Origin of the sequence: Blastococcus aggregatus (assembly GCF_900221005.1) — a bacterium.
Lineage (GTDB): Bacteria > Actinomycetota > Actinomycetes > Mycobacteriales > Geodermatophilaceae > Blastococcus > Blastococcus aggregatus.
Map to the genome: position 1 here is coordinate 401,664 of NZ_OBQI01000003.1, position 17,196 is coordinate 418,859.

Genomic DNA, 17,196 nt, shown 5'->3' on the forward strand with positions numbered 1-17,196 from the left:
AGCTACCGCGGCCGGACCTCGACCGTGGTCGCCGGACCGGGGGTGCAGCGGATGAACCACTCGGTCGACAGCAGGGCCGCGCGGGCCTCGGGAGCGGCCGCGGCGACCAGGCCGGGCACCGCTCCGCGCTCCACCTCGGTCCGGTGCGCCAGGATCGCGGCGACCTTCCGGTCCAGCCAGGGGGTCACGTCCAGTCGCTCGGTGATCTGCTCGTCCGGCACGCCGTGGACGGCCCGCCGGGCGCCGACGACGTCCCGCAGCCCGGCCACGACGGACTCCGGATGGGTGGCCAGGTACAGGGCCTCCGGCCGCCAGGGCGCGCCCGCGTCCGGGTAGAGCTGCTCGAGGCCGGCCGCCTGGGCGGCGAGCAGGGTGACCCGGTAGGTCTGCACGTGGTCGGGGTGGCCGGTCATACCGCCGTAGGCGTCGTGGGTGACCACCACGTCCGGCCGGAACTCCCGGATGTGCGTCACGAGCGCCCGGACCACCTCGTCGAGGTGCGCGTCGACCAGCCGGGGGCTCCCCGGCGCGGACTCCGGGACCTCGGCGTCGGCGTAGCCGAGCATGCCGGGAGCTTCCTCGACGCCGAGCTGCCGCACCGCCTCGGCCAGCTCGCGCGCCCGCACCGAACCCTGCGACCACGTGGCCGAGACCACCGCCGTCCGCGCGCCGGCGGCGGCGGACCGCGCCAGCAGCCCGCCGGCGGAGATCGACTCGTCGTCGGGGTGGGCGAAGACGGCGAGCACGCTCGGTTCGGCCACGGGGGGCCACCTCCAGGGGCGGGGACGCAGGAACGAGGGCCGCCGATGCACCGCATCCCGGACGCGACGACGACGTGGGCGGCGCGAGTCTGGCACGGCGCCGCTCGCGCGGGGACACTCACCTAGTGCTTTGTGGAGCGCGTGCTCTATTATTGCCGTCGTGCCCCGTCCCCAGTTGCATGCGCCCGAGGCGGTCCTCGACGCGGTCGAGGAGCTGTTGGCCGAAGGGGGGCGGGCCGCGCTGACCATCCGTGCCCTGGCCGCGCGGGCAGGCGCGTCGAACGGCAGCATCTACCACTCCTTCGGCTCGCTCGAGGCGGTCGTCGGTCGGGCATGGCTGCGCCGGGCCGAGCAGTTCCTCGCCCTCCAGCGCGCAGCCGTGGAGGCCGCCCTGCTCCGGGACGATCCCCGGGGAGCGGTGCAGGCGGCGGCCGACACGACGGCCCAGCTGGCCGAGAGGGACCTGCGCGCAGCGCACCTGCTCGTCGTCCTGCAGCGCGACGAGGTCCTCACCGACGCCCTGCCCATCGAGGTCGCTGACCGGCTGCGCGCCCTGGACGCCGCGCTCCTCGACACGCTCCGCACGCTCGCCCGTGCCGTCTTCGGCCGGGCCGGCGCCGCCCCTGTCGACGTCATCACCGCCTGCGTCGTCCGCCTGCCGGCGGCGCTCCTCTTCCCCGATGTCCGCGCCGGGCACGTGCGGCAGGCAACCCGCGACCAGCTCGCGGCCGCCGTCGCCGCCGTGCTCGCCTGCGGCCTGCCGGCCTGACCTCGTCCCCATCCGTCTCCGACCCGGAGGAACCCCCATGCCCACGCTCGACCGCATCGACGACGTCTTCGTGCTCGACCTCGGGGACACCGAGAACCGCTTCCACCCCGACTGGCTGGCGTCGGTGGACGCCGCACTCGACACCGTGGATGAGACCGAGGGCGCCCGCGCGCTGGTCACCACCGCCACCGGCAAGTTCTTCTCGAACGGCCTGGACCTGGACTGGCTGCTCGCCCACCCCGACCGGCACGAGGACTACGTCGCCCGGGTGCACGCGCTGTTCGCGCGCGTGCTCGGCCTGCGGGTCGTCACCGTGGCCGCCCTGCAGGGGCACACCTTCGCCGCGGGCGCCATGCTCTCCCTGGCGCACGACCTCCGCGTCATGCGCGCCGACCGCGGGTTCTGGTGCCTGCCCGAGGTGGACATCCAGATCCCCTTCACCCCGGGCATGTCGGCGCTGATCCAGGCCCGCCTCGCGCCGCAGACGGCGCACGTCGCGATGACCACCGGGCGCCGCTACGGGGGCGCCGAGGCCCTCGCTGCCGGCATCGTCGACGAGGCGGTGGACGAGGACGCGGTCCGGTCGACGGCGGTGCGCATCGCCGCGGCACACGCCGGCAAGGCCGGCGGCACCCTCGCCACCGTGAAAGCCCGCATGTACGAGCCGGCCCTCCGGGTCCTGCGGGACCGCACCGCGCCACGCGGCTGAGCAACCCACCGACGACCGCCCACCCGAGGAGTTCCGCCATGCCCCCCGCCGACCCCACCACCATGACCGGCCTGGAGCTGATGCTCTGGGTGCAGAGGGAACGTCCGGTCGACGTCCCCTCGATCGGCCGGCTCCTGGGCCTGCAGTTCGACGAGGTGGAGCACGGGCGCGTCGTCATCTCCCTCGACACCCGGCCCGACTTCGCCAACCCCCTGGGCAACACCCACGGCGGAATTGCCGCGACGCTGCTCGACTCGGTGATGGGCTGCGCTGTGCACACCACCCTGGGCGCCGGGGTCGGCTACACGACGCTCGAGCTGAAGGTGAACTACATCCGCACGGTGCCCGTCGACGGGCGGAGGCTGACCGCCGAGGGCCTCGTCGTCCACGTCGGCCGCCGCGTCGCCACCGCCGAGGGCAAGGTGCTCGACGAGCGCGGCAAGCTGGTGGCCCACGGCAGCACCACCTGCCTGATCCTCTGACGCCCCCGGCTCCCGGCCCGACCGGCCGCCCTAGTTCCGGAGCGCCTCCCGGATGAACGCCACGACGTCGGCGAGGACGTCGTCGCGGTTGGTCTCGTTGAAGATCTCGTGCTGCGCCCCGGGGTACAGCCGCTCGGCGTAGGTCTCCCCGCGCAGGTGCTCGATGCCGACGCGGCTGCCCTCGACCGGCACCAACCGGTCGGCCTCGCCGTGCGCCCACATCAGCGGTAGCGCGCCCAGCGACGGACCGGCCTGCACCGCCGCCAGCGAGCGTGCGATCGCCTCGACGGTGGTCCGCCGGAACGGGCCGTGCCAGACCAGCGGGTCGGCCTCGTAGGCCGCTCCGACGGACGGGTCGCGGGACAGCGTCGTGCTGTCCAGCGGGGCGTCGGGCATCTCGTCGAGCTCCAGGAGCCGGGCGCCGCCCCAGGCCCCGACGAGCGGACCGGACAGCACGACGGCGGCCAGCGAGTCGCCGTACCGCTGCGCGTAGCGGGCCGCGATCAGCCCGCCCATGGAGTGGCCGATCAGCACCACGGGCAGGCCCGGGTGCTGGGCGCGCGCCTGCAGGTCTGCCAGGTGAAGGTCGTCGACGACCCGCTCGAAGTCGGCGATCACCACCCGGTCGCCGTCGCTCTTCCCGTGCCCGACGTGGTCGACCGCGTGCACGACCGCTCCGGCGTCCACCAGCGCAGCCGCGACGTGGTCGTACCGCCCCGCGTGCTCGCCGTAGCCGTGGGCCAGCAGCACCACGTGCGTGGACGAGTCGCCCGTCCAGGTCCGGCCGGCCAGCCGTCCGGCGTGCCCGTCCAGCGTCCACTCCCCGGCCGCGGTCATGCCGACGCCGCCACGCGGGGCGCGACCTCGGTGCCGAGCAGTTCGATGCCGCGCAGCAGGTCGGCGTGCGCCAGCCGGGGGTTGGTCATCTGCAGCGAGATCCGGTCGACGCCGCCGAGCTGCCCGGCGATGCGGACCAGCTTCTCGGCCACCGTGTCGGGGTCGCCCATGAAGAACGCGCCGTTCGGGCCGCTGGTGGCGTCGAACTGGGCCCGGCTGGGCGGGGAGAAGCCGCGCTCGCGGGACACCTTCTCGAACATCTCGTGCCAGCCGGGGTAGATGGTGTCGGCCGCCGCCCGGGTGCTCTCGGCGACGAAGCCGAACACGTGCAGCCCCACCTGCAGCTTCTCCGGCGCGTGCCCGGCCTGCGCACCGGCCCGGCGGTAGAGGTCGATCAGCGGCCCGAACTGACGCGGCTCGCCGCCGATGATCGCGACCATCAGCGGCAGCCCGAGCAGCCCAGCGCGCACAAAGGATTCCGGCGTCCCGCCGACGCCGACCCAGATCGGCAGCGGGTCCTGCAGCGGTCGCGGGTAGACGCCCTGGCCGGTGAGCGGCGGGCGGTGCCGGCCCGACCAGGTGACGCGCTCGGAGTCGCGGATCTGCAGCAGCAGCTCGAGCTTCTCGGCGAACAGCTCGTCGTAGTCGGCCAGGCTCAGGCCGAACAGCGGGAACGCCTCGGTGAACGAGCCGCGGCCGACGACGAGGTCGATCCGGCCCTTGGAGATCAGGTCGAGAGTGGCGAACTGCTGGAAGACCCGGACCGGGTCGGCGGCGCTGAGCACGGCCACGGCGCTGCCCAGGCGGATGCGGGACGTTCGCGCGGCCGCGGCGGCGAGGATCACCGGGGGCGCGGAGTCGTAGTACTCGGGGCGGTGGTGCTCGCCGATGCCGAAGGAGTACAGCCCGACGCGGTCGGCGAGCTCGATCTCCTCGAGGAGGTGCTCCATCCGCTCCTCCGGTCCGACCAGGTGGCCGGTGGCGGGGTCGGTCACCGCCGAGACGAAGCTGTCGACGCCGAGGTGCATGGACCGACCCTTTCGAAGGCTCGCCCGCGCCGGGCGCGGCGCGGACCGGCCCAGTCAAGCAGGGACGCCCGACGTCGGCCGATCGCGAGTCCGGGACGGGTGGGCCGCGTGGCCGGGCGCCCGCGGGGGCAGTACCCGGACATGGCGAGAGCGCTGCCGGGGAAGGCCGGGCCGCGGACTGCGGGTCGGGCCTCCGGGCACGGGCACGACGCGCACGCCCCGCACCGGATCCCCGTGCGGGGGTGGCTGCAGGTGCTCTCCCGGGCCGCGCGGCACGTCCTCGACGACCGGCTGATGGCGCTCGCCGCCGCCGTCTCGTTCTTCGCGATCCTCTCCATCGCGCCGCTGCTGGTGACGGCGCTGTCGGTCTACGGCGCGGTCAACACCCCGGACCAGGCGCTCGACCAGCTCTCCTCCGTCGCGGAGGTGCTGCCGCCGGAGCTCGAGCCCCTGGTCGCCGAGCAGCTCACGACCATCACGACGGCGTCGACGCAGGTGCTCACCTGGCGCGGGCTCAGCGGCCTGGCCGCCGCCCTCGTCACCGCGACGACCGCCGCCACCTACCTCATCGACGCGCTGACGCTGGCCTACTCCGAGACCGAGTCCCGGAGCTTCCTCCGCAGGACCGGCCTCGCCGTGACGTTCGTCCTCGGCGGCGCGCTGGTCCTCGGCGGGGTGATCGCCGGCACCGGAGCCCTGTCCCGGCAGCTCGACCGCCTGCCCGATCCGCTGCGGCCCCTCGCGCCGGCGCTGCTGTGGCTGGCGCTGGCCGTCGCGCTCGCCCTCGTGCTCGCCGTCCTCTACCGCTTCGCGCCGGACCGGGAGCGGGCCCGCTGGCGGTGGATCAGCGGTGGGGCCGCGTTCGCCACGGCGCTGTGGCTGGCCACGTCGGTGGCGCTGTTCGCCTACGTGCAGAGCCTCGGCTCCTACGAGACGACCTACGGCTCCCTCGGCGGCGTGGCGATCAGCATGTTCTGGCTGTGGCTCAGCGTCTTCCTGGTCATCGTGGGCGCCACGGTGAACGCCGAGAGCGAGCGGCAGACCGCACGGGACTCCACCGTCGGGCCCGAGCGCCCGCCGGGCGAGCGGGGCGCCGTCGTCGCCGACAGCGTGCCGCCGCACCCCGGCGAGAGGTCCGGCTAGGCGTACCCGGCCGTCAGCCCGCCGGCTGCTCCGTGCGCAGGTGCTCGTCGAGGAACCGCAGGATGCGCGCCCAGGCGTCCTCGGCGGAGGGCTGGTGGTAGTTCAGGCCGGCCACCTTCTCCAGCACGCTGAACGGGCCGACGTTGTGCCGGTTCAGGAAGGAGTGCCCGGCGTCGGGGTACTCCTTGACGTCGTGCGGCACCCCGAGCCGGGTGAGGACTCCCTCGAGCTCCGCGGCGGCGCCCCGGAACATCCGGTCCCGCTTGCCGTAGCTGGCCACGATCGGGCAGGCACCCGCGAGCACCTCCTCGGCGTTCTTCGGGACGGCGCCGTAGTTCGCTGCGGACGCGTCGAAGCCGCGGGTGGCCGCCAGCAGCGCGAAGCCGCCGCCCATGCAGAACCCCACGACGCCGACCCGCCCGGTCGTGTCCCCCCGCTCGACCAGCCAGCGGCGGGTCGCCTCCAGGTCGCCGAAGGCCGCGCCCTGCCCCTGCAGCATCGCCCGGAAGGTGGAGCGCAGGCAGCGCAGCGTCCCGCCGGCGGTGAAGAGGTCGGGCGCGACCGCCAGGTAGCCGGCGGCGGCCAGCCGGTCGGCCTGCTGCCGGGTGTCGTCGTTCAGGCCGAGCGCCTCGTGCACGACGACGACGGCCGGCCACGGCCCCTCCCCCGTCGGCGGCACCGCCAGGTACCCGCTCAGCTCGGGTGCGCTCGCGGCGCCGGGGATCGAGATGTCGGGCACGGGGCCTCCTGGAGGCGGGTGGTGGGACCGGGACTAGCTGCCCGGGCGGAACGGGTTCTTGCCCGCCCGGAACAGGGTCTCCTGCGTGAAGCTGGCGGCGAGGGTGCCGCCGGCGGTGAAGATCGCACCGGTGTACCAGCCGCGTCCACCCGCGACCGTGCCCGGCTCCATGTCCATGAGCACCCACTCGTCCAGCGGCGCGTGCCGGTGGAACCAGACGGCGTGGTCGAGGGTCGGCCCCGGGCTGGCCTCGTCCTGCGGCATGTTCGCCAGCCCCGTGCCGATGTCGGAGAGGTAGGTCAGCACGCACGCGTGCACGAGCTGGTCGTCGGGCAGCGGCACCGTCGTCCGGGACCAGAAGCGGGTCGGCAGCCGCCAGGTCTCGTCGGCCTGCCCGGGCCGGCGGCTCTCCATCGAGAACAGCCGCGGCATGCCGTGGCTGCGCAGCGTCTCGGGCGCCTCGACGTCCGGCATCTCCTGCACCGGGATGTCCGGTCCGACGCCACCGGCGTGGAAGGACGCCGCCATGCTGAAGATGACCTCGCCGCCCTGCACCGCGACCACCCGGCGGGCGGAGAACGAGCCGCCGTCGCGGTCGCGCTCCACGCGGAAGATCGTCGGCCGGGCGGCGTCCCCGCTGCGCAGGAAGTAGCCGTGCAGCGAGTGCGGGAGCCGGCCCTCGCCGACGGTCAGGCCGGCGGCGAGCAGCGCCTGCGCGGCCACCTGGCCGCCGTACAGCGGGAAGGGGTCGGCGAAGACCAGCGTGCTGCGGTAGAGGTCGCGGTCGATCTCCTCGAGGTCGAGGACGTCGAGCACCGTGGGCTCGGACTCTGCTGGGGCGGCCCCGGGCTCGCGCTGCACTGGGTTCTCCTCGGTCGGGATCGGATCGCCGCCGCGACGATACGGACGTGGGGGTGCGACGCACGTCACCGGTTCACCAGCACACTGTCCGCCGACCCGTCCACGACCAGCCGGCGCTCCCCCGCCGACGAGAGGCAGTGCTCCGTGACAGGAACGATGCGCGCACAGCGGTTCTACAAGGCCACCGGCGAGTGGGCGGTGGAGGACGTCCCCATCCCGGAGCCCGGCCCGGGCCAGGTGCTGATCAAGGTGGAGTACTGCGGCATCTGCCACTCCGACCTGAGCCTGATCGACGGCGTCTTCGGCGGCTTGGGCACCCCTGACGTCATCACCCAGGGGCATGAGGCCTCCGGCACGATCGCCGAGCTCGGCGAGGGAGTGACCGGCTGGTCGGTCGGCGACCGGGTGATCCCCGCCGCGGGGCGCCCGTGCGGCACGTGCGCCGCCTGCGTGCGCGGCGGGCAGTGCCTGAGCATCCAGCTGATGGCCTTCGCCTACGACGGCGCGTGGGCCGAGTACACGCTGGCCGGCGCATTCGGCCTCACCCAGGTGCCCGACGGGGTGCCGATGGACCAGGCCGCGATCCTGGCCGACGCGGTCTCCACGCCGTTCGGCGCCGTGGTGCACACCGGGCAGGTCCGCATCGGCGAGGCCGTCGGGGTCTGGGGCGTGGGCGGCGTCGGCACGCACATCGTGCAGCTCGCCCGGCTGGTCGGCGCCAACCCGATCATCGCCCTCGACCTGGAGGAGGCCGTCCGCGAGCGGGCGCTGGAGATCGGAGCGGACTTCGCCTTCGACTCCCGCGACCCGGACCTCCAGGCGAAGATCGCCGAGGCGACGAAGGGCCGCATGCTCGACGTCGCCTTCGACGCCGTCGGCCTGAAGGCCACCTTCGAGCAGGGCATGGCGATGCTGGCCAACGGCGGCCGGGTCGTCGTCGTCGGGCTGAGCGGCGAGGAGGCCTCCGTCGGGACGACGCTCGGTTTCGGCCTCTCCCGCAAGCAGGCGCTGGGCCACCTCGGCTACCAGGGCACCGACATCGGCATCCTGGCCGAGCTGGTCGCCTCCGGCCGGTTGGACCTGTCCCGCTCCATCAGCGGCGTGGTCTCGCTGGAGGACGTCGGCGAGGGCATCCGCCGCCTCCAGGAGCGCGACGGCAACCCGATCCGGATCCTCGTCAAGCCCTGAACGGGCCGCTGATCGGCGGTGCGACGCAGGTCGCACCGCCGGTCCGTGGACAATGGGGGTGCCCGCGCGGGCCCGGAGAGCAGACAGCCCCGGGCATGAACCCGCCGCCCCCGCTGTTGCTCCGTGTGACGGTCCGCCTGCGATGGCGTCGACCCCACCCCCAGACGAGCCCTTTCGAAGGACACTGCTTGCCCGACAACCAGCCCCGGACCGCCACACCATTGCCGACGGTCCGCCGCCGCGAACGCTCCGCCGGTCGCCAGAACGCCACCCGCGACGCCGACCGTGCGGCCGCCCGCGAGGAGAAGCTGGCGCAGCAGAGCTGGGTGGAGGGCGCCGAGCCCGCACTGCCCACCCGCACGACCCGGCCCGAGGACGTGGTCTTCCACCTCGGCCCCACCAACTCCGGCAAGACCTACGAGTCGCTGCAGGCGCTGGCCAAGGCCGGCTCCGGCGTCTACGCCGCCCCGCTGCGCCAGCTGGCCCACGAGGCCTACGCCAAGCTCTCCGCCCTGCTGCCCGAGGGCTCGGTCGGGCTGTCGACCGGCGAGGAGGAGATCGACCCGTTCGCACCGATCGTCTGCTGCACCGTCGAGAAGGCCCCGCCGCGCGGCGAGATGCTGGTGCTGGACGAGGCGCACTGGGTCACCGACCCCGACCGCGGCCACCACTGGGCGCGGCTGCTGCTCACCGGCGAGTACCGCACGATGCACCTGATCTCCGCCGCCGAGGCCTACCTGGTGCTCAAGCCGCTGGTCTCCGACGCCGAGCACGTGGAGGTCGTCAACCACAAGCGGCTGTCCCGGCTCGACGTGCTGCGCGCCCCGGTGCGCCCCGAGGCCGTGCGCCCGCAGACCCTCGTCGTCGCCTTCTCGCGCAAGACGGTCTACGCCGCGGCCGCCGAGCTCGACCAGCACCGGCCGGGCAAGGTCGGCGTCCTCTACGGCGCCCTGCCGCCGGCCACCCGCCGCGAGGTCATCGACCGGTTCACCGAGGGCGCGCTCGACGTCCTGGTGACCACCGACGTGATCGGGCACGGCATCAACGTGCCGGCCACCAGCGTGCTGTTCGCCGAGACGTCGAAGTTCGACGGCCAGGAGGTGCGCCCGCTGCGCACCTGGGAGGCCGCCCAGATCGCCGGCCGGGCCGGCCGCTACGGCCTCACCGGGCACGGCACCGTCGGCATCCTGATCGGCGTCAGCGGGCTCAAGCCCGTGGGCGGCCTGGTCGCGAACGGCGCCGCCGTGGCCCGCGGCGACGAGATGAGCGACCTGCCCAAGCGCGCGCCGCGGCTGCGGCCCGAGCTGGAGGACCTCGGCGCGTTCGAGGCCGTCGACCTCCCCGAGGCGCTGACCCGCTGGATGGCCTGGGCGCGCGCCGCCACCCGCGACGAGGCCATGACCGCCGACGACGTCACCAGCCTGGTGCTGCGGGTGCACGCGCTGCTCCCGCTGCTGCGCGGCCCGCTCGGCGCGGCCGGCGACCTCCAGACGGTGTGGCGCCTGGTCAATCTGGCCATCGACTACAACCCGCCGCGCCGCACCCGCTGGCTGGTGCTGGCCCGCGCCGCGCTCGAGCACGCCGTCGGCCTGCCGGTGCAGCCGGAGACGGTGCTCCCCGACGTCCCGCGGGGCGGGACCGTCGAGGAGTACGAGCAGGCCGCCGCCGCCGCTCGCGACGCCCAGACGCTGCTCCGCCAGTTCCCCGGCGTCGGCGGCCTGGACAGCGACGACGCCGCCTGGGTCGAGGAGGAGTGCGCGGAGATGATCACCGAGCTGCTCCCCGGCGCGATCGCCCTGGGCCTCTCGGGCAAGTGCACGACCTGCGGCTCGGCCATCGCGCCCTGGTTCACCACCTGCCGCCCGTGCAGCGGCGGTCCTGCCGGCCGCTCGGGCGGCGACCGCGACCGCCGGCCCGGTGGCCAGCGGGCCGCGGGCCGCGCCGCCGGCCGCGCCCTCGGCGGGCGCCAGGGTGGCCCGCGGGGACGCTCCCGCCGGGGCTGAGCCGGTCGGCCCTGCCCCGCTTATGGACGGCGGGTCAGAAGCTGTGGGCTCATACCGCCGCGAGGCTCAGCAGCGCCAGCAGCCAGCTGGTCATGGAGCCGATCAGGAAGTACTCCGTGAGGACGTCGATGCGCTGCCCTGACGCCTCGTCGGCGCCGTCGTCACCCTGCTGCGCCCGGTAGGACTGCAGCTCGGGGAAGCGCAGCAGGCCCTTGGCGGCCACGATGATCGACGCCGCCCCGAGCTCGCCCGCCAGCCCCAGGCCGAGGATGAGCAGGCGCTCCATCGGACCGAGCACCCGGCCGCCCTTGATCTGCTGCTCGCTGCGCCGGACCTTGCTGCCCGAGGCCGTGAGGACCAGCCGCACGAGGACGTTGCCCGTGGCGGTCAGGGCCACGCCGTAGCCGAGGACGGCTACCGCCCGCTCGACCGGCTGGTCCGCCACTGCCGCCCACGGCAGGTCGGCGTACCAGTCGGCCAGCGGCCCGCCGAGGTCCGGGGACCACGGGCTGAGCACGAGGGCGCCCGCCACGACGACGAGCGGGACGACCAGGGCCGGCCAGAGCAACCCTCCGGGGCGGAGCGCCGCATCGGACGCCGTCACCCAGGCCACCGCCGCGACCAGCACCGCCGCGGTGGTCCCGGCGACCGTCCAGAGCCCGACGCCGCCCAGGAGCAGCAGGAACACGACCAGGCCGCCCGCGACGGCGAACCCGACGACCGTGCGACGGTCCAGCCGCTCGCGGTTCCACCGGACGAGGTCGACGACCCCGAGCGTGCCCAGCGCCAGCCCCAGCCACGTCATGCCGGCTCCCCCGCCAGCAGCTCGGCGGCGTCGCGGACGGCGAACGCGCCCATCCGGGCCAGCCGTTGCGACACCGCGGACTGCGAGATGCCCGCTTCCTCCGCCAGCTCCACCTGGGTCCGGCCCAGCACCCAGCCGCGCAGCAGGGCGACCGCCCGGGCGTCGTCCCGCGGCACCAGGGCGTCACGGCACAGCAGGTGGGCGTTGACGAAGCGCTGCGCGACGGAGGCGTCCTCGCCCCCGCCGGGAGGGCCCGGGACGAACCAGGTGCGGACGCCCCGGGCGTGCGCGCTGCGCTGCTGGTAGCGGTGGACGTGGTCGATCGCCTCTCGCGCCGCCCACCACGCGGGCCCGTCCTGGGAGATCGGCCGCCGGTCCGCGTCGAACACCGTGACCGGCCCGCTGCCGATGCCGAACCGGGAGTCCACCTCGGGCAGCAGGGTGAGCCGGATCAGCAGCGACGCCCGCACGGCGTCGGCGAGCGTGCCGTAGGCGCCCTGGAACTCGTCGCCGATGGTGACCTCCAGGGGCTGCACGCCGGGCAGCATGCCGTCCACCTCCGACAACGCGGCCACCACGCGGTCCTGCACCTCACCGCGTCGTTCGTGGCTCTTCGAGGCCACGAGATCGCCGAGCACCGTGAAGACGTGGGTGGTCACGGCAATACATTAGCCCCAGACTGATAATGGGGCAACTATAAGGAGAATGTTCGGCCCATCACTCCCACATCGGGGCGAGGTTCTCCTGCCAGACGTCCCAGCCGACCCGCAGCACCAGCGCGCTCACGACGACCAGGAACGCGACGCGGATGAAGCCGCTGCCGCGGGCGGTCGCCGTGCGCGCACCCAGGTAGCCGCCGAGCATGTTCGCCGCGCCCAGCAGCAGGCCGAGGCCCCAGTAGACGTAGCCGTTCGGCACGAAGAACAGCAGTGCCCCGAGGTTGGTGGCGCAGTTGACGATCTTCGCCTTGGCGCTGGCGTCGAGGAACGCGTAGCCCAGCAGCGACACCATCGCGAACACGAGGAACGACCCGGTGCCCGGCCCGAGGATCCCGTCGTAGAAGCCGATGGCCACGCCGATGAGGGCCGCCGTCCCGTGGTGCCGGCGGCCGGCGTGCCGCAGAGCGGTGACATCGCCGAGCGCCGGCCGCAGCAGGGTGAACGCACCGATGCCGACGAGGGCGACCACGATGACCGGCTTGAACACGCTCGCCGGCAGCAGCGAGGCGACCGAGGCGCCGCCGAAGCTGCCGACGAGCGCGACGGCGGCCATGGGCAGCGCGGTCCGCAGGTCGGGGCGCACGCGGCGGTAGTAGGTGACCGCGCTGGTGGACGTGCCGAACACCGAGCCGAGCTTGTTGGTCGCCAGCGCCTCCACCGGGCTGATGCCCGGGACCAGCAGCAGCGCCGGGAGCTGCACCAGGCCGCCACCGCCGACGACGGCGTCGATGAACCCGGCCGTGAGCCCGGCGAGGAGCACGAGCACGAGGGTCGCGACCCCGAGGCCCTCCGGCAGGACGTCCACCGCGAGCAGGTCGCTCATCCCTCTCCTCCCCCGGCCCGCCGTCCCGGTGGGCCGGACCACCTCATCACGTCGGCCGCCCCACCGGCGCACCGCCCTAGGCTGGCCGCGTGGAGGTCTGGTTCAACCCGTCGTGCTCCAAGAGCCGCGCCGCCCGCGACCGGCTGGACGACGCCGGCATCGAGCACACGCTGCGTCGCTACCTGGACGACCCGCCCACCGCGGTGGAACTGCGCGCGGCGCTCGCCGCGCTGCGCCACGAGCCGTGGGACGTCGCCCGGACGGCCGATCCGCTGGCGCGCGAGCTCGGCGTGGCCGACCTGCCGCACGACCCCGACGTCTGGATCCGGCTGCTCGTCGAGCACCCGCAGCTGATCCAGCGGCCGATCGTGCTGGCCGGTGACGGCCGCGCCTGGGTGGCCCGGGACGACGAGACGCTGCGCGAGATCACCGGCGCCTGACCCGCATCAGGAGGCGTCCGCCCAGGACCGGACGACGGAGACGTCCAGCGGGAAGTCGACCGGGAACGACCCGAAGAGCAGCCGACCCGCTCCCGCCGCCGCCTGCCGCACGGCCTCGGTCACCTCGGGCACCAGGTGCTCCGGGGTGTGCACGACCACCTCGTCGTGGAGGAAGAACACCAGGTGCGGCCGCGCCGCCAGCTCCCCCTCCCCCAGCTCCCACAGCCGGTTGCGCAGGTCGGCCAGCCAGCACAGCGCCCACTCCGCCGCCGTCCCCTGGACGACGAAGTTGCGGGTGAACCGGCCCCAGGCGCGGCGCTGCCGGTCGCGGTCCCCGCGCGGGCCGGCGTCGTCGGGCGCCTCGCCGAGATCGGCGCCGTCGGCGTCCCCGGACGCCGGCAGCGGCGAGCCCCGGCCGAGCAGCGTGCGCACCACCTCGCCGCGCTCGCCCGCGCGGGCCGCCTCCTCCACCAGGCCGATTGCCCGCGGATAGCGGCGGGTCAGCCGCGGCATCATCCGCCCGCTCTCGCCCCGGGTGGCGCCGTAGAGAGCGCCGAGCATCCCCACCTTGGCCTCGGCACGGGTGGCCACCACGCCCGCGGCGACGATGCCCTGGTAGAGGTCGGCACCCCGGGCGGCGTCGGCCATCGCGGTGTCCGCGCTCATCCCGGCGAGCACCCGCGGCTCGAGCTGGGCGACGTCGGCGACCACGAACCGCCAGCCCTCGTCGGCGATCGCGGCCGGGCGCACCTGGGTCGGCATCGACAGCGCCCCCCCGCCGTTGGAGGCCCAGCGCCCGGTGACGACGCCGCCGGGCACGAACCACGAGCGGAACCGGCCGCCGCGCACCCACGCGTCGAGCCAGGCCCAGCCGTTGGCCGTCAGCAGGCGGGAGAGCTTGCGGTACTCCAGCAGCGCGGGCGTCGCCGGGTGCTCGACCTGCTCGAGGGTCCAGGAGCGGGTGTCGGCCACCGGCAGCCCGGCGGCGTGCAGCGCCCGCAGCAGGTCCGCCGGCGAATCGGGGTTCAGCCCGGGTGCCCCCAGCGCGCGCCGGGCCTCCGCGGCCAGCCGCTCCAGCGCCACCGGCCGCTGCCCCGCCGCCGGCCGCGGGCCCAGCAGCTCGGTGAGCAGCCGGTCGTGGACGTCGGCCCGCCAGGGCAGCCCGGCGAAGGTCATCTCGGCCGCGGCCAGCGCGCCGGAGGACTCGGCGGCGAGCAGCAGCCCCAACCGGCCGCGCTCGGCCGATCCGGCCAGCGCCGCCTGCTGCCGTTCGTGCTCGTCGACCGGGTCCAGCCGGTCGGCCGGGTCCTCGGGTGGGAACAGCCCGGGGTCGACGGCGGTCACCGGCTGCAGCGAGTCCCAGCCCGGCGCCTGGTCGCCGACGAGCAGGGCCTGGTCGACGAACGGGGACCGCCGGAGCAGCGCGTGGCACAGCCGCAGGTCGGTGCACCGCGCCACCCGCACGCCCCGCGCCAGTAGCGCCGGGTACCAGCGGGTCGTGTCGTCCCAGACCCAGCGCACCGGCTCGGCCCCGACCTCGCGCTCGGCGACGAACCCCGGCAGCGCGTCGCCGGCCAGCCGGACGACGCCGTCCCCCTCCCGGACCTCCACCTCGCCGTGGCGGCGCACGAGGACGATCCGGTTCACCCCCGCAGTGTCCTCGACGGGTACGACGACGCCGGCTCCGCGGCTGATCCGCGCCGCGACGGGGTAGGACCGCTCGCATGGATGCCGTCTCGTTCGGGAAGGCCGGCCTGCAGGGCTGGCGAGCCAAGGTCGCCGATGCCGTCGCGACGCCGGTGGCGCGGCGGTCGGGCGCCACCGACGACCAGGTGCGGGCGGTCGTGGGGGCCGCGTTCTTCGTGCTGTCGGTCGTCTACGTCGTCCAGACGCTCCGGCAACTGCAGCGCAGCTAGATCGCGCCACGGGTTAGCGTGCGGCATGGCGATCGATCCCCGGGGCACGGACCTGAAGCGCTATCTGCAGGAGGATCCGGGCGGGCCGGTCGTCATGCTCAACCTGCTCCGCTACGCCGACGGCGGCCGGGAGTCCTACGCGCAGTACGCCGAGGCGCTCCGGACCACGTTCCTCCCCCGCTACGGCGGCGAGATCCTCTACGCCGGGGAGGGCTCCACCGCGCTGGTGGCCGAGGCCGGGCAGGACTGGGACGCGGTGCTGCTCATCCGCTATCCGTCCCGCCAGGCCTTCAGCCGCATGGTGGCCGACCCGGAGTACCAGGAGGTCACCGCGCTGAGGACCCGCGCGCTGACCGAGGCGGTCCTGCAGGCCACGACGCCCTGGTGACGGCCACGGGAGGGGCCGGTGCCGTAGCGGCCGGCCGGATCCGGCACGCCGGGCTGGCGCGCAAGGTGGTGCCCGCCGACGCGGCCGCCGCGCTCATCGCCCCGGGCGACACGGTGGGCATGAGCGGCTTCACCGGCTCGGGCTACCCCAAGGCGGTCCCGGAGGCCCTCGCCTCGCGGATCAGCGCGGCGCACGCGGCTGGGACGCCGTTCCGGGTCAACGTCTGGACCGGCGCCTCCACGGCTCCCGAGCTCGACGGCGTGCTCGCTGCGGCCGACGGCATCGACCTGCGACTGCCCTACCAGTCCGACCCGGTGACCCGCCGGAAGATCAACGCCGGTGAGATGGACTACCTCGACGTCCACCTCTCGCACGTCGCGCAGCTGGCCTGGGAGGGGTTCCTCGGCCCGCTCGACGTGGCCGTCGTCGAGGTCAGCGGCATCACCGCGGACGGCGACCTGATCCCGTCCTCGTCCGTCGGCAACAACAAGACCTGGCTGGACCGGGCCGACCGGGTGATCCTCGAGGTCAACTCGTGGCAGACGGCCGATCTCGAGGGCCTGCACGACATCTACTACGGCACCGCCCTCCCGCCGGACCGCCGGCCGATCCAGCTCACCGCCCCGGGTGACCGCATCGGCATCCCCTACCTCCGCTGCCCGGAGGACAAGGTCGTCGCCGTCGTCGAGACCTCCTCACCCGACCGCAACAGCCGGCTGGCACCGCCGGACGAGACGTCCCGGCGCATCGCCGGGCATCTGGTCGAGTTCCTCGAGCACGAGGTCGCCCGCGGCCGGCTGCCGGAGCGCCTGCTCCCCCTGCAGTCCGGCGTCGGCAACGTGGCCAACGCGGTGCTGGCCGGCCTCGACGTCTCGGGGTTCCAGGGGCTGACCGCCTTCACCGAGGTGATCCAGGACGGGATGTTCGACCTCCTGACGTCCGGCACCGTCTCCGTCGCCTCGGCGACCGCCTTCTCGCTCGGGCCCGAGGCCGTCGTCGAGTTCCACGACAACGCAGCCCGGTACCGCGACCGGATCGTGCTGCGGCCGCAGGAGATCAGCAACCACCCGGAGCTCGTCCGGCGGCTGGGCGTGCTGGCGATGAACGGGATGATCGAGGCCGACATCTACGGCAACGTCAACTCCACCCACCTCATGGGCAGCCGGATCCAGAACGGCATCGGCGGCTCGGGCGACTTCGCGCGCAACGCGTACCTGTCGTTCTTCCTCAGCCCGTCGACGGCCAAGGGCGGCGTCATCTCGAGCATCGTGCCGATGGTGTCCCACGTCGACCACACCGAGCACGACGTCTCCGTGCTGGTCACCGAGCAGGGCCTCGCCGACCTCCGCGGGCTGCCACCCCGGAAGCGGGCCCGGGCGGTCATCGAGCACTGCGCGCACCCCGATTTCCGGCCGCTGCTCCAGGACTACGCCGACCGGGCGGAGCACAGGGCCTACGGGCGGCACACCCCCCACCTGCTGGGCGAGGCGCTGAGCTGGCACACCCGCTTCCTCGAGACCGGCACGATGCTGCCGCCCTGAGGACCACCCCGGGTGAGGGCACCCTAACCACACTCGGGCTAGGG

At 74.5% G+C, this 17,196-nt stretch carries 19 protein-coding genes; 10 read left to right on the forward strand and 9 right to left on the reverse strand.

The window, feature by feature from the left end:
* Positions 1-2: 2 nt before the first annotated feature.
* A complete protein-coding gene (locus CRP29_RS11750; RefSeq protein WP_097195220.1) occupies positions 3-761 on the reverse strand; it encodes a PIG-L deacetylase family protein in 759 nt (252 codons plus the stop codon).
* A gap of 160 nt (positions 762-921) precedes the next feature.
* On the opposite strand from CRP29_RS11750, the gene CRP29_RS11755 reads away from it, so the two are divergent.
* The 3 genes from CRP29_RS11755 to CRP29_RS11765 are packed head-to-tail and all read left to right on the forward strand — an operon-like array spanning position 922 to position 2,721.
* The gene (locus CRP29_RS11755; protein WP_097195221.1) at positions 922-1,530 is read left to right on the forward strand and encodes a TetR/AcrR family transcriptional regulator; all 609 of its coding nucleotides are present in this window, start codon (positions 922-924) and stop codon (positions 1,528-1,530) included.
* A 37-nt stretch (positions 1,531-1,567) separates the two neighbouring features.
* Entirely contained in the window at positions 1,568-2,239 is a 672-nt protein-coding gene (locus CRP29_RS11760; protein WP_097195222.1) for an enoyl-CoA hydratase-related protein, read from the forward strand.
* A 38-nt stretch (positions 2,240-2,277) separates the two neighbouring features.
* On the forward strand, positions 2,278-2,721 hold the full coding sequence (locus CRP29_RS11765; RefSeq protein ID WP_245852743.1) for a PaaI family thioesterase: 444 nt from the start codon (positions 2,278-2,280) through the stop codon (positions 2,719-2,721).
* A 30-nt stretch (positions 2,722-2,751) separates the two neighbouring features.
* On the opposite strand, the gene CRP29_RS11770 is transcribed toward CRP29_RS11765, so the two are convergent.
* Both CRP29_RS11770 and CRP29_RS11775 read right to left on the reverse strand, forming a co-directional pair.
* On the reverse strand, positions 2,752-3,558 hold the full coding sequence (locus tag CRP29_RS11770; RefSeq protein WP_097195223.1) for an alpha/beta hydrolase: 807 nt from the start codon (positions 3,556-3,558) through the stop codon (positions 2,752-2,754).
* Complete coding sequence (locus CRP29_RS11775; RefSeq protein WP_097195224.1) at positions 3,555-4,586, reverse strand: LLM class flavin-dependent oxidoreductase; 1,032 nt, start codon at positions 4,584-4,586, stop codon at positions 3,555-3,557. Before CRP29_RS11775 ends, CRP29_RS11770 begins: the two co-directional genes overlap by 4 nt.
* Positions 4,587-4,694: 108 nt before the next feature.
* Between CRP29_RS11775 and CRP29_RS11780 the strand changes: the two genes are divergently transcribed.
* Positions 4,695-5,729: a YihY/virulence factor BrkB family protein gene (locus CRP29_RS11780; RefSeq protein WP_245852744.1), complete on the forward strand. Its 1,035-nt coding sequence runs from the start codon at positions 4,695-4,697 to the stop codon at positions 5,727-5,729.
* 13 nt (positions 5,730-5,742) lie between these two features.
* On the opposite strand, the gene CRP29_RS11785 is transcribed toward CRP29_RS11780, so the two are convergent.
* Positions 5,743-6,468 (reverse strand): dienelactone hydrolase family protein, encoded by a 726-nt coding sequence (locus CRP29_RS11785; RefSeq protein WP_097195225.1) that lies wholly within the window; start codon positions 6,466-6,468, stop codon positions 5,743-5,745.
* 33 nt (positions 6,469-6,501) lie between these two features.
* Entirely contained in the window at positions 6,502-7,329 is an 828-nt protein-coding gene (locus CRP29_RS11790; protein WP_245852745.1) for an acyl-CoA thioesterase, read from the reverse strand.
* Positions 7,330-7,485: 156 nt separating this feature from the next.
* On the opposite strand from CRP29_RS11790, the gene CRP29_RS11795 reads away from it, so the two are divergent.
* On the forward strand, positions 7,486-8,517 hold the full coding sequence (locus CRP29_RS11795; protein WP_217991562.1) for a zinc-binding dehydrogenase: 1,032 nt from the start codon (positions 7,486-7,488) through the stop codon (positions 8,515-8,517).
* A 188-nt stretch (positions 8,518-8,705) separates the two neighbouring features.
* A complete protein-coding gene (locus tag CRP29_RS11800; RefSeq protein ID WP_245852746.1) occupies positions 8,706-10,520 on the forward strand; it encodes a helicase-related protein in 1,815 nt (604 codons plus the stop codon).
* Positions 10,521-10,569: 49 nt separating this feature from the next.
* Here CRP29_RS11800 and CRP29_RS11805 read toward each other — a convergent pair whose 3' ends face one another.
* The 3 genes from CRP29_RS11805 to CRP29_RS11815 are packed head-to-tail and all read right to left on the reverse strand — an operon-like array spanning position 10,570 to position 12,867.
* Positions 10,570-11,325 carry a hypothetical protein gene (locus tag CRP29_RS11805; protein WP_097195228.1) on the reverse strand — a complete coding sequence of 252 codons (756 nt, stop codon included), beginning with the start codon at positions 11,323-11,325 and terminating at the stop codon, positions 10,570-10,572.
* Positions 11,322-11,984 (reverse strand): SatD family protein, encoded by a 663-nt coding sequence (locus CRP29_RS11810; RefSeq protein WP_176522936.1) that lies wholly within the window; start codon positions 11,982-11,984, stop codon positions 11,322-11,324. The genes CRP29_RS11805 and CRP29_RS11810 overlap by 4 nt, the downstream gene beginning before the upstream one ends.
* 58 nt (positions 11,985-12,042) lie before the next feature.
* Positions 12,043-12,867: a sulfite exporter TauE/SafE family protein gene (locus CRP29_RS11815; protein ID WP_097195230.1), complete on the reverse strand. Its 825-nt coding sequence runs from the start codon at positions 12,865-12,867 to the stop codon at positions 12,043-12,045.
* An 89-nt stretch (positions 12,868-12,956) separates the two neighbouring features.
* Between CRP29_RS11815 and CRP29_RS11820 the strand changes: the two genes are divergently transcribed.
* Complete coding sequence (locus CRP29_RS11820) at positions 12,957-13,307, forward strand: ArsC/Spx/MgsR family protein (protein WP_097195231.1); 351 nt, start codon at positions 12,957-12,959, stop codon at positions 13,305-13,307.
* A gap of 6 nt (positions 13,308-13,313) precedes the next feature.
* Here CRP29_RS11820 and CRP29_RS11825 read toward each other — a convergent pair whose 3' ends face one another.
* On the reverse strand, positions 13,314-14,954 hold the full coding sequence (locus tag CRP29_RS11825; protein WP_097195232.1) for a bifunctional 3'-5' exonuclease/DNA polymerase: 1,641 nt from the start codon (positions 14,952-14,954) through the stop codon (positions 13,314-13,316).
* Positions 14,955-15,031: 77 nt separating this feature from the next.
* On the opposite strand from CRP29_RS11825, the gene CRP29_RS11830 reads away from it, so the two are divergent.
* The 3 genes from CRP29_RS11830 to scpC are packed head-to-tail and all read left to right on the forward strand — an operon-like array spanning position 15,032 to position 17,152.
* Entirely contained in the window at positions 15,032-15,223 is a 192-nt protein-coding gene (locus CRP29_RS11830; RefSeq protein ID WP_097195233.1) for a hypothetical protein, read from the forward strand.
* Positions 15,224-15,248: 25 nt separating this feature from the next.
* Entirely contained in the window at positions 15,249-15,611 is a 363-nt protein-coding gene (locus CRP29_RS11835; RefSeq protein ID WP_097195234.1) for a DUF1330 domain-containing protein, read from the forward strand.
* Entirely contained in the window at positions 15,608-17,152 is a 1,545-nt protein-coding gene (scpC, locus tag CRP29_RS11840) for a succinyl-CoA:acetate CoA-transferase ScpC (RefSeq protein WP_217991563.1), read from the forward strand. Before CRP29_RS11835 ends, scpC begins: the two co-directional genes overlap by 4 nt.
* Positions 17,153-17,196: the final 44 nt, after the last annotated feature.

Excerpts from the sequence above, each read along its gene's own strand:
- CRP29_RS11835 (WP_097195234.1), top strand. The coding sequence starts at position 15,249 with ATGGCGATCGATCCCCGGGGCACGGACCTGAAGCGCTATCTGCAGGAG.
- CRP29_RS11765 (WP_245852743.1), top strand. The coding sequence starts at position 2,278 with ATGCCCCCCGCCGACCCCACCACCATGACCGGCCTGGAGCTGATGCTC.
- CRP29_RS11760 (WP_097195222.1), top strand. The coding sequence starts at position 1,568 with ATGCCCACGCTCGACCGCATCGACGACGTCTTCGTGCTCGACCTCGGG.
- CRP29_RS11815 (WP_097195230.1), bottom strand. The coding sequence starts at position 12,867 with ATGAGCGACCTGCTCGCGGTGGACGTCCTGCCGGAGGGCCTCGGGGTC.
- CRP29_RS11805 (WP_097195228.1), bottom strand. The coding sequence starts at position 11,325 with ATGACGTGGCTGGGGCTGGCGCTGGGCACGCTCGGGGTCGTCGACCTC.
- CRP29_RS11775 (WP_097195224.1), bottom strand. The coding sequence starts at position 4,586 with ATGCACCTCGGCGTCGACAGCTTCGTCTCGGCGGTGACCGACCCCGCC.
- CRP29_RS11830 (WP_097195233.1), top strand. The coding sequence starts at position 15,032 with ATGGATGCCGTCTCGTTCGGGAAGGCCGGCCTGCAGGGCTGGCGAGCC.
- CRP29_RS11770 (WP_097195223.1), bottom strand. The coding sequence starts at position 3,558 with ATGACCGCGGCCGGGGAGTGGACGCTGGACGGGCACGCCGGACGGCTG.
- CRP29_RS11795 (WP_217991562.1), top strand. The coding sequence starts at position 7,486 with ATGCGCGCACAGCGGTTCTACAAGGCCACCGGCGAGTGGGCGGTGGAG.